General features: G+C 61.8%; 12 protein-coding genes and 1 tRNA gene. 3 read left to right on the top strand and 10 right to left on the bottom strand.

The annotated features are described in order from the left end of the window. Window positions 1-3: 3 nt before the first annotated feature. The 10 genes from DDE76_RS13105 to DDE76_RS13060 form a co-directional block, all read right to left on the bottom strand. Window positions 4-648: a ThuA domain-containing protein gene (locus tag DDE76_RS13105; RefSeq protein WP_104892153.1), complete on the bottom strand. Its 645-nt coding sequence runs from the start codon at window positions 646-648 to the stop codon at window positions 4-6. Continuing rightward, window positions 645-2,255: an acyltransferase gene (locus DDE76_RS13100; RefSeq protein WP_104892154.1), complete on the bottom strand. Its 1,611-nt coding sequence runs from the start codon at window positions 2,253-2,255 to the stop codon at window positions 645-647. The genes DDE76_RS13105 and DDE76_RS13100 overlap by 4 nt, the downstream gene beginning before the upstream one ends. Then, window positions 2,255-3,265 carry a hydroxyacid dehydrogenase gene (locus DDE76_RS13095; RefSeq protein WP_104892155.1) on the bottom strand — a complete coding sequence of 337 codons (1,011 nt, stop codon included), beginning with the start codon at window positions 3,263-3,265 and terminating at the stop codon, window positions 2,255-2,257. Before DDE76_RS13095 ends, DDE76_RS13100 begins: the two co-directional genes overlap by 1 nt. Next, the gene (locus tag DDE76_RS13090; RefSeq protein WP_104892156.1) at window positions 3,262-5,115 is read right to left on the bottom strand and encodes a DUF2264 domain-containing protein; all 1,854 of its coding nucleotides are present in this window, start codon (window positions 5,113-5,115) and stop codon (window positions 3,262-3,264) included. The genes DDE76_RS13095 and DDE76_RS13090 overlap by 4 nt, the downstream gene beginning before the upstream one ends. After that, window positions 5,116-6,147, bottom strand: coding sequence for an ABC transporter ATP-binding protein (locus DDE76_RS13085; protein WP_104892157.1), 1,032 nt, complete (start codon window positions 6,145-6,147; stop codon window positions 5,116-5,118). It abuts the gene before it with no gap. Beyond that, window positions 6,144-7,163 (bottom strand): ABC transporter ATP-binding protein, encoded by a 1,020-nt coding sequence (locus DDE76_RS13080; RefSeq protein WP_104894761.1) that lies wholly within the window; start codon window positions 7,161-7,163, stop codon window positions 6,144-6,146. The genes DDE76_RS13085 and DDE76_RS13080 overlap by 4 nt, the downstream gene beginning before the upstream one ends. Beyond that, a complete protein-coding gene (locus DDE76_RS13075) occupies window positions 7,153-8,289 on the bottom strand; it encodes an ABC transporter permease (RefSeq protein WP_198650908.1) in 1,137 nt (378 codons plus the stop codon). The genes DDE76_RS13080 and DDE76_RS13075 overlap by 11 nt, the downstream gene beginning before the upstream one ends. A gap of 1 nt (window position 8,290) precedes the next feature. Beyond that, the gene (locus DDE76_RS13070) at window positions 8,291-9,283 is read right to left on the bottom strand and encodes an ABC transporter permease (RefSeq protein ID WP_104892159.1); all 993 of its coding nucleotides are present in this window, start codon (window positions 9,281-9,283) and stop codon (window positions 8,291-8,293) included. Between the two features lie 240 nt (window positions 9,284-9,523). Beyond that, a complete protein-coding gene (locus tag DDE76_RS13065; protein ID WP_104892160.1) occupies window positions 9,524-11,431 on the bottom strand; it encodes an ABC transporter substrate-binding protein in 1,908 nt (635 codons plus the stop codon). 355 nt (window positions 11,432-11,786) lie between these two features. After that, window positions 11,787-12,794: a LacI family DNA-binding transcriptional regulator gene (locus tag DDE76_RS13060; protein WP_104892161.1), complete on the bottom strand. Its 1,008-nt coding sequence runs from the start codon at window positions 12,792-12,794 to the stop codon at window positions 11,787-11,789. Window positions 12,795-12,981: 187 nt separating this feature from the next. Here DDE76_RS13060 and DDE76_RS13055 point away from each other — a divergent pair. From DDE76_RS13055 to DDE76_RS13045, 3 genes are all read left to right on the top strand, one after another. After that, window positions 12,982-13,055, top strand: a tRNA-Gly gene (locus DDE76_RS13055). A 134-nt stretch (window positions 13,056-13,189) separates the two neighbouring features. Beyond that, complete coding sequence (locus DDE76_RS13050) at window positions 13,190-14,551, top strand: tyrosine-type recombinase/integrase (protein ID WP_104892162.1); 1,362 nt, start codon at window positions 13,190-13,192, stop codon at window positions 14,549-14,551. 71 nt (window positions 14,552-14,622) lie between these two features. Then, complete coding sequence (locus DDE76_RS13045; protein WP_104892163.1) at window positions 14,623-14,991, top strand: hypothetical protein; 369 nt, start codon at window positions 14,623-14,625, stop codon at window positions 14,989-14,991. Window positions 14,992-15,094: the final 103 nt, after the last annotated feature.

The following is a 15,094-nucleotide window of genomic DNA, read 5'->3' as shown; positions in this document are numbered from 1 at the left end:
GCGTCAGCGTGCCGCCCAGAGCAGGCCGCGCTTGAGAATAGTGCGGATCTGGGGGATTTCCAGCTCGTCTGCCGTATGGCCGAGGGAGGAGTAGAACACCCGCCCCTTATCGTGCGTCGTGGTGAAGACCACCGGCATGACCACGTCCTTGCGCCAGGGATGGTGCTCGCCTGAAAACGTGGTGGTCGCCAGCACGTCAACGGCGGGGTCGTAGTTGAGGTAGTATTGCTCGGAGGTGTGCTCGAAACTCTCGATGCCCGCCATGATGGGGTGATCGGAGCGGGTGACATCGACCCTGTAGGTCATGATATTGCCTGGGTGCTGCACCCAATAGACGCTGGCCGCATAGCGGAAGGGAACGCTGGCGCGGAATGTGGTGGCCAGGCCCATATGATAACCGGCCAGGCCGGTGCCGGCGCGGATGGCGGCGATCAGATTGTTCATCTTCTCGGGCGCCAGCGTGCCATCGGTGATGACGGGGACGATGAGGTCGTTGGTGCCGACGTCCTCGGTGCCAAGAGCATCGTAGTCCGACGTGACCGTGACAGCGAAGCCCTCTTCCTCAAGCAATTGCCGCACCACATGGGCACCGCGCTCGGGCGTGTGCAGTTCCATGCCACCCCAGACCACAAGGGCTTTTTTCGTCATAGTCCCAATCCTACAGCTTGTGTTCGATGGACACCCCTGGGCACGAAGCGGAAGGCATCGTCCTCACCGAGCAGCTTGGCGGCCAGATGCACGACAGAGAGCCACATTTCGGTACCCTGCAATCCCGGTTGCTGGCCATCGGCGAAGGCGAAGCCTTGTTCGTCCACCCAGCGCTGGCCGGCACGCACAATGACGGCACGCGCGATCTGTTCGGCCTCGGCGCGGCGATGATCGGTCTGGCCAAGGCAGAGCAGGAGCGGGTGGATGGTGTCGAGCAGATTGCAGGCCGTATAGGTCGGCCCAGAAAACCCGCCATAGTTGCGATAGTTGAGCAGCACGGAGTCAATGGCCGCTGCCGGGCGCGGCACGGCCACACCGAACTGGGCATAGGTGCCGCGGGTCAGCCGGTAGAAGCCATTGACCGGTTGCAACAATCCCTCGTCCGTAGTGGGTGAACCCCAGAGGCCGGAGGCGCGATCCTGATTGAGGGCCAGCCAGCCGAAAAGCGTATCGCGCGCATGGCCGGTGGTGAAATAACGGGCGTTGAAATAGAGCGCCGTGCCGATGGCATCGACGGCCGCCCCGGCGCCCCAGGCGCGGCTGCGCCAGGGCAGGCTTTCCAGCCATCGGCAAAGATCGGGCGCCGCGAGTTCTACGGCAGGGATCGGGTGTTGCGGCTGAGCACCCAGCACTTCAAGCGCATAGCCCACAGCCAGGACATTATAGAGCGCCAGCCCGTCATCGCGCATCGCCATGCCCGGCCCGGGGGGCTGATAGGGATCGGGAAACAGGCCGGTTTCGGGATCCTGCACCGCCTGCAGGCGGGCAATGGCCGCCGGAACATCCAGCCCATCAGGCACGCCGCCGAAGCCGGTTGCGATCTCGATGGCATCGCAAAGATGGCGAATGCTTTTGCGGCTCTCGCCATGGCCTTCGCGGGAAAGATAGTCTCCATCCGTCCTGTTGCGCTGCAGGATCGCCTGGTATTGCGCAGCAGCGCGCTCGCCCAGCGCCTGCAGTTGCGCGCGGGTCTCGTCGCGCCGTCCACGCCCGCGAAACCGCAGCACCTTGGCCGGGACGCCAGCGACGATGGCCATGTCCGGCACGTCCTTGCTGACCACGGCACCTGCCGCAATCACAGCGCCCCGGCCAATATTGACCCCATCAACCACCACGGCATTGGCACCAATCCAGACATCGTCCCCGATGGTGATGCCGCGGGTCTCGTGCTTCTGGCGGTAGATGGGCGTGTCAGGATCGTCATAGCCATGATTGAAGCCGACGAGTGAAACATGGCTGGCGATGCGGACACCATCGCCGCAGGTCACCTTGCCCGAGATCATGGCATGGGGATTGACCGTGCAATGGGCACCTAAGGTGACCTCACCGCGAACCAGCGCATGCCCGGCGATCCAGCTCTGTTCACCCAGCGCCAGCCTTGTTGTGAAAATGGCGGCGTCGGCGGCGACATAGGCAGTGGGATGGAACTGGGCCCCTGCCCGCTTCACCAATTCGGCTTGGCGAGCGCGGTGCTCGGGGCTGTCAACCTCCTCAGGGGTGCGGTCCCAGGTGAGGTATTGCAGGCGTTGGTGCTGCCAGTCCCTCATCAGGCCAGCCGCTCCAACAGTTCTGGCTCAATCTCGTAGAGCATCGGTTCGCCGCGCACGAAGCGTTCAATCTCTTCGACCGCCATCAGGCCCAGACGCGCCCGCTCGGTGCCGATAGCACCGGCGACATGGGGCGTGAGAAAGACATTGGGCAGGCTGAAAAAGGGCGAGCTGGCTGGTGGCACTTCCGGATCGGTCACGTCAATAACGGCATGGATGCGGCCGGTCTGCAGTTCGGCCAGCAGGGCTTCCTCTTCGACCAGCGCGCCGCGGGCGGTATTGATGAAGGCTGCTCCGTCCTGCATCAGCTTGAGCTGGCGCGACCCAATCATGCCCCTGGTGGAAGGGAGCGAGGGGGCGTGCACCGAGACGACATCGGACCGCGCCATGAGGGTGTCGAGATCGACCAGCTCGGCCTGCTGCGCGATCGGATCGTCGGGCTGCACGAAGGGATCGTAGAGCAACACATTGAGATCAAATCCGCCGAGCAGGGCTGCAACGCGGCGGCCGATGCGCGATGCGCCCACCAGACCCACGGTGCGGCGGAAATTGCCGATCGGCTCGTCCATCAACTGATAGGCGCTGCGGCGGGTCGGATCGTCGCGGTACAGATCGCGCAGTTCGAACACACGCTTATTGGCGAACAGGATCGCTGCCAGGGTGAACTCGGCCACCGGCACCGCATTGGCTTCGGCTGCATGGGTGACGCGAATGCCCGACGCATAGGCGGTGGGATCGACGGTATATTTGACCGTGCCGGCGGCATGGGCGATCAGCTTGAGGCGCGGGGCAGCGCGCAGCACGTCGGGGGTCAGCATGGGGCAACCCCAGCCGGTGACCAATATGTCGGCCTCTGCCAGCAGCGCCTTGTCCTGCGGCGCGGAAAAGCCGGATAGCGGCGTGTGCGAGAGGATTTCGCAGCTTCGCCCCAGCCGGTCCAATGCCTCCTCCTCAAACACATGAGAGGTCTTTTGCGGATCCAGGGCAAAGATGAGTTTTGGCCGCATCAGAAGCGCTCCGGCACCAGAATGGCGCTGACATCACGGCCCTCGCGCGCAAACAGGGCCTCCAGCGCTGCAAGGTCCGGCGCGTGGGGCGGGCTGGCCAGCGCCTTTTGCGCCTCTTCTCCGGCAGGCAACGCCAAGGCCGCGGTCACCAGCACCGTTGTGCCGGCAGGAATGTCGCCACGCAGTTGAGGCACAATGGTCTTGGAGACGACAAGATTGGAGTTGGGCAAAGCGCGGAAGGCCCGGCCCTCACGCTGGCCGCCAAGATCGAGGATGACACTGACATCGGTGGCCGAATGCGCCTCGCCCCGGCCCGGTGCATCAAGATAGGTATCGGCATTGAGGTCTGCCCGGGCAATGGCGAAGCCCCCCTCGGTGCCATGCAGGTCGCGCGGCGTGGTGATGCGGTGGACGCGAATATGCCAGTGATGCGCCGGCACCAGCCAGGTTTCGACCGTGACGTCGCTCCAGGGTTTCCATCGCGCGAACAGGCAGTTTTCGGCGATCTGGGCGGTCTCGTTGGTCTCGCGCACCCGGTAGTGGCGGCCATCATCGCTGAGCGCCAGCGCCCCGTCGAATGCCCCCTGGTGATAGCTGCGTTCATCGACCTCGACTGAAAAGCCGTAGCGGCTGGAATAGACGAATTTGGCGTATTTCTCGGTACCATGCCGCATCTGCCAATTCTGCTGGCCGCTCGAAAGCGCCACGACATTGCCGGGAGAGTGCTGCATGACCATGCCGGGATGCTTGAGCGGAACGGGTTTGGAGTCAAACCCGGCCGCTTCCTCCTCGGCTGTCCAGAAGGGGTGATCGGCCGGCAGCGCCAGTGGCAGGAAGGCCTTGAGCGCCCAATAGGGCGAGCCGGCGGAATTGTAGCTCTCGGACATGAAGAGATTGGGATAGCCATAGCCGATGGAGAGCACGCCATTGCCGTGCGCAATGGGCTTGTCGGCCCACCAGCGCAGATGGCGCAGGAAGTGGCCCTTGATCTTGCCCCAGGGCAGAGCCTCGAGGTCGGCGAACGCCAGAGCGCCCCAAAAGCCGCCGCAGGCGAAGCGATAGGTCAGGCTGCGCCCGAAGGCCAGCGTGCCGCCATCTTCATCGAACCAATGCTGGATGTCCTTGGCGAACAGGGCCGCGCGCTCCTTGTAGGCAGCAACACGCTTTTCGTCGCCCCGGGCCAGCTTGGCATAGATCAGGCCATAGAAGTGCATGGCGAAAGGAATGTAGTGGTCGATGCGGCGCACATTGCCGTCGCGATACCAGCCATCGCCCAGATAGAAGCCATCCAGCTCCTCAAGATATTTTTCGGTCAGGCTGCGATCGAAGTCGACGCCGCATTCTTCCAGGCCCAGATCGACCAGGATGCGGAAGAACTTCCAGTTATTGTCGGCATAGTCGAACTGGCGGGCATGCTTGAGATAGGCCGCCAGATTGTCCTTGGCCTTTTGCGGCAGCGGCGCCCAGACAAGATGGGGCACCATGCGCATGGTGAAGCCGATTGCCGCCAGCTCGACCATGCGCTGATCGGTTGAATTGACCTGTCCCCAATATTCGGGATGGTCAGGATCGGTACCATTGGCGAGGCCCTGGCGATAAAGCTCCCAATGCGCGAAATCGGCGCCACCAGCAGCCAGCGGGGTCAGCCCCCAGAGCGGGCGGGCAAAGCCTTCCAGGTCGGCGGCGGCACGGTCGAAATGGGCCCCTGCCCCATCGAGTCGGACGCGGGCGCCCCCCTGCGAGAAATAGGGCAGCAAGGGATCAAACAGATCGCGCAGGCCCTTTTCGACGTCGGCGCGAGACTGGAGTGGATTGCCAAACAGCGGATTGGCGGTGGCGGGATCATAGGTCATTTATGCGATAGCCTTTTGCGGTGCATCATAGGCACCGGTCAGTTCGAGTGTTTCGGCAAAGTGGCAGGCCGCCTGCTGGGCCGTGCCGTTGATGGCGTGCAGAGCCGGCTTTTCGCTGCGGCAGCGGTCCTGGGCATATTTGCAGCGGGTGTGGAATGGGCAGCCCTGCGGGCGATTGCCGAGATAGGGAATTTCGCCCTTAAGTTCGGTCCGCCGGCCCTTGCGCCGGGTCGGGTCGGCAATGGGCAGGGCCTCGAGCAGCATCTCCGTGTAGGGATGGCGGGGCCGCTCGAACAGCATTTCGGTGGGCGCATTCTCCACCACGTGACCCAGATACATCACCACAACGCGGTCGGCGATGTAGTTCACCACGCCCAGATCGTGGCTGATGAAGATATAGGTGAGGCCGAAATCTGCCTTGAGATCATCGAGCAGGTTCAGCACCTGGGCCTGAATCGACACGTCAAGCGCCGAGACGGCTTCGTCGGCAATGACCAACCTTGGGTCGAGCACCAGGGCGCGGGCAATGCCGATACGCTGGCGCTGGCCGCCGGAGAACGCATGCGGATAGCGGCCGGCGGCATCGGCGGCAATACCAACCTTGGCCAGCGTGTCATAGACGCGCGCTTCCAGGTCCTTGCCGCGCAGGAGCTTGTGGATCCGGAGCGGTTCGGCGACGATGTCGAAGACCCGCATATTGGGATTGAGCGAGCTCATGGGGTCCTGGAAGATCATCCGGATGTCGCGGCGGAAAGGCTTGATCTCCCGCTTGTTCAACGTGGTCAGATCGACCGTCTCGCCGCCCTCGGGATGGTAGCGGACATGTCCCGAGGTCACCGAGAGAGCCTTGATGATGCAGCGGCCCAGCGTGGTCTTGCCACATCCGCTCTCTCCCACGATAGCGAGCGTTTCGCCCTGTTCGACAGTGAGATTGATATCGTTGAGGGCGACGAGGTCGCGGCCCTTGCCGAACAGGCCGCCCCCGAGGGTGAAGACCTTGGAGAGATTTTCAACGGACAGCAGCGTGGTCATGCGAGGGCCTCCGCCGGTTCACGGGTGAGGAGATGGCAGCGCGCCACATGGCCGGCGCTGAGCTGGGTGCGTTCGGGGCGCTGGTCGGGGCATGGCGCGAAGGCATGCGGGCACCGGCTGGTAAAGGCGCAGCCCGCAGGCCGGTCCCTGGGTGAGGGTACCGTGCCCTTGATGGGAGAGAGCCGTTGCCGGTCGGCCTTGCGCGAAAGGCGCGGCACCGAGTTCATCAATGCCTGGGTATAGGGGTGCTTGGGGCTGCGGAAAACCTCGTAGACGTCGCCCTGCTCCACCACATCGCCCAGATACATCACGGCAATATCGTCGGCGACTTCGGCCACCACACCCAAATCGTGGGTGATAAACAGCATGGCCATGCCGTAGTCGTCCTGAAGCTGGCGCAGCAGATCGAGGATTTGCGCCTGGGTGGTGACATCGAGCGCGGTGGTCGGCTCGTCGGCGATCAGCAGCTTGGGGGTACAGGCCAGCGCCATGGCGATCATGGCGCGCTGCCGGAGGCCACCTGAAAGCTCGAAGGGATAGGCGTTGGCGCGGTCGCGCGCGCCGGGAACACCGACCTGGTCGAGCAAAGCGACGGTACGCTCGCGGGCCTGTTTCGGGCTCACCCTGTCATGCAGGATAATGATCTCGTCGATCTGGTCGCCGATGGTATGTACGGGCGAGAGCGAACTCATCGGTTCCTGGAAGATCATCGAGATCTCGGCGCCGCGAATGGAGCGCATAGCGAGGCTGTCGGGCTTGAGTTGGGCGATATCAACGGCGCCCTGGCCGGTATCGAACAGAATCTCGCCGGACGGGATGACCGCGTTCTTGTCGAGCAGGCGAAGGACGGCGCGGGCGGTGACGGACTTGCCGCAGCCGCTTTCTCCGACCAGGGCCAGCGTCTTGCCTGGGGTGAGGGTCAGATCGACCTGCCGCACCGCCTCGATATCGGCCTCGTCGGGCGAGGAGAAGCTGATCGACATGTTTCTCACGGTCAGGAGTGGTTTATCGGCCATGGGGGTCTGCGGCATCACGAAGGCCGTCTCCGAAGAAGTTGAGGGCAAGGATGATCACCACCACGCAAATGCCGGGGGCGAGAAGCCAGGGCGCCGTGGCCAGGGTACGGATGTTCTGGGCTTCCTGAAGCAGCGTGCCCCAGGAGACGATGGGCGCCTGCAGGCCGAGGCCGAGGAAGCTCAGCGCGGTTTCGGCCAGGATCATGCCGGGAATGGCGAGTGTTGCCGCAGCAATGATGTGGCTGGTGAAGCTGGGCACCATGTGGCGGGTGATGATGCGCCAGTCGCTGGCGCCGTCGAGCTGGGCGGCGGTGACGAAATCCTCGGTGCGCAAGGAGAGGAACCTGCCGCGCACCACGCGGGCCAGTTCGGTCCAGCCGATCAGCGAGAGGATGATGGTGATGGCGAAATAGGTCTGCAGCGCCGTCCAATCCTTGGGCAGAGCCGCCGCAAGGCCGAGCCAGAGCGGGATGGTGGGCATTGAGCGGATGAATTCGACGACGCGCATGACAGCGCTGTCGAACCAGCCACCGTAGAAGCCGGCAAAGCCGCCAATGATGATGCCGAAGAACAGGCTGAGCGTGACACCGGCCAGACCAATCGACAGCGAGATGCGGGTGCCGTGGATAAGACGGCTCAGCAGGTCGCGTCCGAGCCGGTCGGCGCCCAGAATATAGAAGGGATCGCGGGGGCCTTCGACGCCCATAAGCTTGACCGACATGGGGATGAATCCAGCCAGCAAGTAGGGCTCGGACGGGGCGAAGAAGCGGACCGGAATAACCACTTCGGGATCGACCACGAAGGTGCGGCGCATGGCCTGGGGGTCGACCTCGGATTTGTAGCCGTTGACGTGGGGTTGGAAGGACCAGCCGCCATCCTCGTTCTGGAGAAAAAGATGCAGCCCTTGTGGCGGCGCATAGGTGAACCGGGCGCTGTAGGCGGACGGATCAGTGGGCGCCAGAAATTCGGCCAGGGCGGCGATGAGGTAGAAAATGATGACCAGCCAGAGGCTGACCACGGCAAGCTGGTGCTGGCGGAAACGCCGCCACATCAGGGCAAGCTGGGACTCGCGGCGCACCTTGCGGGGGGCAGCAGCCTCGGCCGGGGATATTGTCTCGACAGCCATATTACTTGCTCCCATAGCGGATGCGCGGATCAATCCAGGCCAGCAGCAGGTCCGAAACCAGCGTCCCGATAACGGTGAGTATCCCGAGCAGCATGATGATCGCGCCGGCCAGATACATGTCCTGGCTGGTCAGCGAGCGCAGCAGCAGCGGGCCGGCAGTGGGCAGGTTGAGTACCACCGAGACGATGACCGAACTGGACACCAGGGTCGGTAGCAGCCAGCCAATGGTGGAGACCAAGGGGTTGAGCGCCACGCGCACGGGATATTTGAGGATTACCTTCCACTCCGGCAGGCCCTTGGCCCGGGCCGTGGTGACATAGGGCTTTTTCAGTTCATCGAGCAGATTGGCGCGCAGGATGCGGATCAGCTCGGCCGTGCCGGCGGTGGCCAGAACGAGCACCGGCGCCCAGGCGCGGGACAGGAAGTCCCAAATGCGCGGCAGGCTCCAATGGGCATTCTCGAACTCGGGCGAAAACAACCCGCCAATAGTGGTGCCGAACCAGACAAAGCTGAGATACATCAGCACCAGCGCCATCAGGAAATTGGGTACGGCCAGGCCGATGAACCCGCCAATGGTGGCCAGGTAGTCGCCCAGCGAATATTTGCGCACCGCCGCATAGATGCCGATGGGCAGGGCGATGGTCCACATGGCAATGACAGCCAGGCCTTCGATCAGGATGGAATTGCCCAGGCGTCCCCAGATCAGGGTGGTGACTGGCGCCTTCCATTCAAAACTCTGTCCGAAATCGCCCCGGCCGAGGATGCCGGAAATCCACTTCCAGTACTGCACCAGGAAGGGTTCGCCAAAGCCGTATTGCTGGCGCAGCGCTTCGATGGTGGACGGGTCCACCCGGTCGCCATTGGAGTTGAGCGTGGCCACATAGGTGGTCAGGTAGTCGCCAGGCGGCAATTGTATGATGGCGAAGGCGACGACGCTGACGGCGAAAAGGGTCAGCACCATGGCGATCAGGCGGTTGAAAATGAAACGCAGCATGGGCGTCTTCCTGGAATAGCGAACTGGATGCGCCCTCGCCCCTTGCGAGAGACGGACCGATTATCTGCGGCCGATAGAACGGCGGAGGGAGGGCTTCCTGCAATCGCCTGGCTGTCGTGCCCAGGCGATCCCTCACCTGCCCCCTGAGGGGCACCGTCTCCCCAAGGGATAAGGCAAGCTTTTCAAGCTCTCAGCCAGCCCGCGGCCTCTGGGGAGGGGCCGCGGGAGGCCGGGAGGGACCTATTCAGCGGCGAAGTACCACTGGAACGGGTCGTAGGGACCTGGGGTCGGGAACAGATAGGCGTGCAGCATCGGTTCGGCGATGTTCCGCATATTGTTCTTGGCGATGTAGTAGCCATTGCCAGGCAGGCTGACACCGATGACCGGGAAGTTCTCCTTGGAGATTTCCAGGATCTGCTTCATCAGGTCGGAACGGACATCCGGATCACCCTCGGCGCGGAGCTGCGTGTAGAGATCCATCTGCGCCTTGGCCCAATCAGCCGGCTCCTCGGCAATCTCGGGGTTGGCGCCGTTGTACCAGACCTGCCAGCGGAAGGCCCAGACGCTTTCGCCATTGGCGGGGAAGTAATAGCGCGGCTCCTGCACAACATCGAGGCCGCCGTCGCCCTGCCAGATCTGGGCATCGTAGTCACCCAGCGGGCGCTTGTCGTAATAGAGCGTGCGATCGATATTGTTGAGCTCAATGTCCAGACCACCGGCCTCAAGCTGCAACTGCATCAGCTCCATCATGTCCACCCATTCCGAGCGGAAGGAGGCGATCAGGTCGATGGTGATCTGCAGCGGCGTACCATCGGCGAAGGTGTAGAACTCACCGGACTTGACCAGACCCGCCGCTTCGAAGGCGGCAGCGGCCGCATCGGGGTCGTATTCCGTGTACTGCTTGGCGAATTCCTCATCATAGAAGGGGCTTTCGGGGCGCGGCGCGACCTGGAAGGGTTCGCCCTGGCCGGTAAAGACCACATCAATGATCTCCTGGCGATCGAGCAGATGGCTGACGCCAATGCGGAAGTCCTTGTTCTGGAACAGCTCGCGCCGCTTCTCATCGACATGGTTCATGTTGAACTGGAGCACCAGCGTATTGGACGTCGATGGCACGTTGGCACCGAGGCGATAGTCGCCCGCTTCCTGGCCATCAAAGAACAGGGGCTGGTTGGCGACAGTAGCGATGTGGCGGTCCTGGAAGTCGATCTCGCCATTGAGCGCCATCAGCGTGATCTCTTCGAGCGAGTCCGAAACGCGCATAGTGAGCCGGTCAATGTAAGGAAGCTGGTTCCCCTCGGTGTCGACCTTCCAATAATAGGGATTGCGCACAAAGGTGGTGCGTGTTGCATCGCCGGTCAGCGGCTCCTCGATCATCCACGGGTTCATCATCGGCAGGTCGGGATTGGCCCAGCGGATGGTTTCGGTAGCCCAGGAGCAGCGGTCCTGCATGTGCAGCTCCCAGGTCTCGAAGCCGGCGGCCTGGGCATTGGCTTCGGCATCCGGATTGTATTTGGGGTAGAACTGGCTGCAATATTCCTTGTTGAGCGAGACAACGGTGAAGCCGTTGACGCTGGCCAGATCGTCCATGATCAGGCCGTTGGGATTTTCAAAGACAAAGCTGAATGTCGTCTCGTCGATGACCTCGACAGTGACCGGGTTGTTGGGGTTCTTGATGAAGGTGCCGGCGCCATAGCTGGGCTCGCTCATCAACTCGACAGCGAAAGCGATATCAGCGCTGGTGAAGGGGGAGCCGTTGTTCCACTTCAGACCTTCGCGCAGCTTGAAGGTGTAGACGCGCGAATCCTCGCTGACTTCCCAGCTTTCGGCGAGGTTGGGGATGATCTCGTCCCACTCGCGATTGTAGCGCACCAGACCGTCATAGGCGACGGTTCGGGCGATCCAGGCGTTATCCAGGCCGCCGCGCAGGGCACTGCGCCAGGTGCCGCCATAGGTGCCGATGCTATCCACAGGCTCGACGACCAGCGGATTGGCAGGCAGGCGCTCCTCAACGGGCGGCAACTCGCCGCTTTCCACCAGCGCATCGAGCATGGGCGCCTGCTGCTGGGCCCAGGCCGGCCCGGCTGCGGCCAATATGGCTGTCAGGGCCACTGCCCCGGCCAAACCAGACAAATGGTTCAATCTCATTGTTGTCCTCCCTCGGTCGACACCGGCTGGCCTCGACGCAAATTCAGGTCCGGCTTTCCTCTGGGCCGGTCCATCAGATCCTCACGCTGGGGTGAGGTGCTCATTGCCGTTCAGCTTCCCTCCCGGGAGCGAAATTTCGCGCTGCGTTCAGCTTTGGTGATGGCTGGGCATGCTGATGCGGCAGACGCAAAGCTACGCACGAAATTACGCAAATTCAAGCTTTTTGCGCATATTGTGCAATTTACGCAAACTTGCGGAAATTGCATCGAAATGCCAGCCGGCTAGGTGCCATGGAGCGGCGCCGAAGCGGCGGTTTTTCAACATGCGAACACGAAAAATTTCGATCGCCGGACGATCAGAGCGGCCGATGCACCGTCTCGCCATCGATCAGGGACAGGCCGATTTCGAGCTGCTGGACGGCCAGTTCACCATCGAGCCGATTGGCCAGCAAGCGCACCACGCCGCGGCCGAGCGCTTCGCGATCGACCCGCACCGTGCTGAGGCGCGGACTGGCCATGCCGGCGATCGGCAGATCATCGAAACCCATGATGGAAAAGCCGGTCCGCATCGGCGAATCCTGACCCAGCAGGGACTCGACCATGGTGACGGCAACGCTGTCATTCCAGCAGAAGACCGCGGTCACGTCGTATTTGCCGTCAAGCAGGGACGCAAGCAGATCCTTGCTGGTGTGCTCGTTGGAAATCACCACAACCCCTTCGGTGCCGGGGTTGGCAGCCACCGCCGCTTCGAACCCGCGCCGGCGCTGCAGGATGGTTGGGCGGTGGCGGTAGGTGTAGTGCAGGATCTTGCGGTGGCCGGCATCAATGAGGTGCTGGGTGGCCTGATAGGCGCCATAAAAATTGGCCGGACATACAGAGCTGAAGCGCATCAGCGGATCGCTACCATTGGCCAGCACCAGCGCCAGTTCGTTGTCCAGCACCCATTGCGCGAGAGCCTCATCTGGATCGATCCCGGCCAGGATGAGGCCATTGGCACCGGTCTTTGAAACCTGGCGGCGAACGAAGTCGAGCGTTACCAGGTCTTCATTGACCAGACGAACGTCCAGCACCAGGCCCAGCGCCTCTGCCTGGGCGCGCATGCCCTCGACAATGTCGTAGTAGAAGCTGGCCAGACTGCCCACGGCACTGTTGATCGGCACCAGAGCCAGGGCCCGCTTGTCGAGGCGAAGCCCGGCGGGCGGGTGCTTGCTCTTGTAGCCCATCATCCGGGCAACCCGCTGCACATCGGCGCGCACCGCGTCGCTGATGCCGATCTCATTGGCCAGCGCCCGCGACACGGTGGACACCGAGACGCCCAGCTTCTCAGCGATATCGGCCTGGCTGGCGCGCTTGCCCGGTGCCATTGCGGTTCCTTTCCTGCTGCATTACGCAATATTTGCGTTTGTTGAGCAAAGCAAGAGCCAAATATGCCGGTTGCCTGGTCCAGGCCCCCTCAAATGAACAGAATGGAGACAGCCCTTCTGCCGCGCGTTCATCGGCGCAATACCGCCGCTTGACGCTTGTCAAGAATTCCCGCATTTAGGGGGCGTTGCGGGTGTAGCTCAATGGTAGAGCAGAAGCTTCCCAAGCTTACGACGAGGGTTCGATTCCCTTCACCCGCTCCATTCCGTCGCCATTGCTGTTAACCTAAAGCGCTGTTTTAGTTCATAAAAGGCTGAATGCTGGCCGCTGCGCGCTTTTTGCACCGTGATTCCTGTGCCACAAAGTGTGCCACAAACTGTGCCACGGAGGGCAGCCCATGCCTCGCTTAATTAATCTTGACCGCTATTTGAAGCGAAGGGGTCAAAGCTGGTTCTATCACAGGCGCGTCCCGACCGGCTTGCTGGATCAAGATTCAAGAGCACCCGTAGTGCGCCAGGCATTGGGCACGAGAGACCTGGCGGCAGCTCGGCGCGCTCGGGATCTTTTGGAAGCCGCAGACGATGAACGGTGGTCAGCGATGATGGCGGGAAAGCGGACCGCCCTTTCTGACGATCGTCACGCCTCGGCCGTAAGGATGGCACTGGCTCTGGGGTTCGGTTATGTGCCTGCAGCAGACCTCGCGGAAACGGCCAACTGGCCGGACTTGGCCGAGCGATTTGAGGCCGTCATGCCGACGGACACGCCGCCGACCGTTGTCGACGCAGCTCTCGGACTCGCGGAAGCCCCCAGCGCAAAGTTCAGTGATGCACTGGAAGTCTACTGCACCGAAATCAACCGCGCGGAGCTCGCCAAGAAATCTGAGCGGCAGCTGCAAAAGTGGCGCGTCATACCTGAGCGCGCCATCCGCACTTTCACCGAACTCATTGGCGATAAAGAACTGACTTCGATCACACGCGCGGATGCGGTGAAGTTCTATCGCCACTGGCTCGACAAAGTTAGTCCTACCGATCCGAAAGTTGCGCCAATGAGCGCTTCATCTGGCAACCGACAGATCGGCGAACTTCGAAAGCTATACAGGGCCTATTTCGACCACGTCCACGACGACCCAGACCGTCCGAACCCGTTCCGCGGGCTGAGCTTTAAAGAGGCCGACGATAAAAAACGCCCCGCCTTCTCGGACGCGTGGATGATCGATCATTTCCTAATGGGGACGTCCCTCAAAGAACTGAACATTGAGGCTCGGGCTATCCTCTGGACCATGATAGAGACTGGTGCCCGCCCATCAGAGATCTGCAACTTGCGTGCCGAAAACATCTCGATCGATGATGCAGTCCCCCACCTCTTGATTGCCGAACGACTTGATCCGCTTGATCCTCGCCAGCTCAAAACGACAAGTAGCAAGCGATATGTGCCCCTGGTCGGCGCCGCTCTCGCGGCCTTGAAGCGGTTCCCCAGAGGTTTCGAACGCTATCGGGAAAAAGAAGAAGCACTTAGTGCCACGATCAACAAATATCTCACGGACAATGGGCTGCGAGAAACCAGCAAGCACAGCCTGTATTCGATCCGGCACAGTTTCGAAGACCGCATGATAAGGGCCGGATTCGACGTGGAGCTTCGGATCGCACTTTTTGGTCATACCTTGCAGCGACCAGTCTATGGAGATGCTGGCGGACTGGCATGGAAGGCGGCCCGACTTAGCGATTTGGCACTTCCGTTCGATCCGCGCAATTTGAGCTAATTTTATTTCAGAATAGAAATTTGAATGGCCGAGTATCTGCTGGCCCAAAGCAGCTACTGGAGCCTCCAAACGTGACTTTCGACGATGAATATGACCTTTCGCCTGAAGACTTGGACTATGAGTGGCTGACTGACATGCCAGCGCTCCTAGCTTTTTTCGACGAGACGCGCGGAAGCATCCCTGCGACTTTCGAGCAAGGTGAGCACCATGAAGCGGACGCCGCTGTGGCCCTTTACCTGCAGATGGTTACGGCCGAAATCGAGTTGAACGGTGGCCACCTGACCGCAGCGACGGAATTCTTGTCCGTCATGGTTCAGCGGAACCATTTGGTCGCAGTAAAGCTCACGCAGTTTCTGGCGGAAAAGCACATCAAGAAGGCGAATGGCCAGATGCTGAATCCAAAGAACATTGTGAAAGTGTTGAATGTCACTGAGATCTGACCCTCTAGGGGCAGAAGTTTTCACTGAGAAATGACCCATGTTTTGATCGTCCCCTGGCTGTTGGTCGGGGGATCCAGGAGTGATCGACATGGCGTTATTGAGC

It is taken from the genome of Devosia indica, assembly GCF_003056405.1.
Classification (GTDB): Bacteria; Pseudomonadota; Alphaproteobacteria; order Rhizobiales; family Devosiaceae; genus Devosia; species Devosia indica.
This window is presented reverse-complemented; position numbering and strand designations above follow the sequence as displayed.

Coding starts and splice junctions, on each gene's coding strand:
- DDE76_RS13105 (WP_104892153.1), bottom strand. CDS start 648: ATGACGAAAAAAGCCCTTGTGGTCTGGGGTGGCATGGAACTGCACACG.
- DDE76_RS13100 (WP_104892154.1), bottom strand. CDS start 2,255: ATGAGGGACTGGCAGCACCAACGCCTGCAATACCTCACCTGGGACCGC.
- DDE76_RS13090 (WP_104892156.1), bottom strand. CDS start 5,115: ATGACCTATGATCCCGCCACCGCCAATCCGCTGTTTGGCAATCCACTC.
- DDE76_RS13085 (WP_104892157.1), bottom strand. CDS start 6,147: ATGACCACGCTGCTGTCCGTTGAAAATCTCTCCAAGGTCTTCACCCTC.
- DDE76_RS13080 (WP_104894761.1), bottom strand. CDS start 7,163: ATGGCCGATAAACCACTCCTGACCGTGAGAAACATGTCGATCAGCTTC.
- DDE76_RS13075 (WP_198650908.1), bottom strand. CDS start 8,289: ATGGCTGTCGAGACAATATCCCCGGCCGAGGCTGCTGCCCCCCGCAAG.
- DDE76_RS13070 (WP_104892159.1), bottom strand. CDS start 9,283: ATGCTGCGTTTCATTTTCAACCGCCTGATCGCCATGGTGCTGACCCTT.
- DDE76_RS13065 (WP_104892160.1), bottom strand. CDS start 11,431: ATGAGATTGAACCATTTGTCTGGTTTGGCCGGGGCAGTGGCCCTGACA.
- DDE76_RS13060 (WP_104892161.1), bottom strand. CDS start 12,794: ATGGCACCGGGCAAGCGCGCCAGCCAGGCCGATATCGCTGAGAAGCTG.
- DDE76_RS13050 (WP_104892162.1), top strand. CDS start 13,190: ATGCCTCGCTTAATTAATCTTGACCGCTATTTGAAGCGAAGGGGTCAA.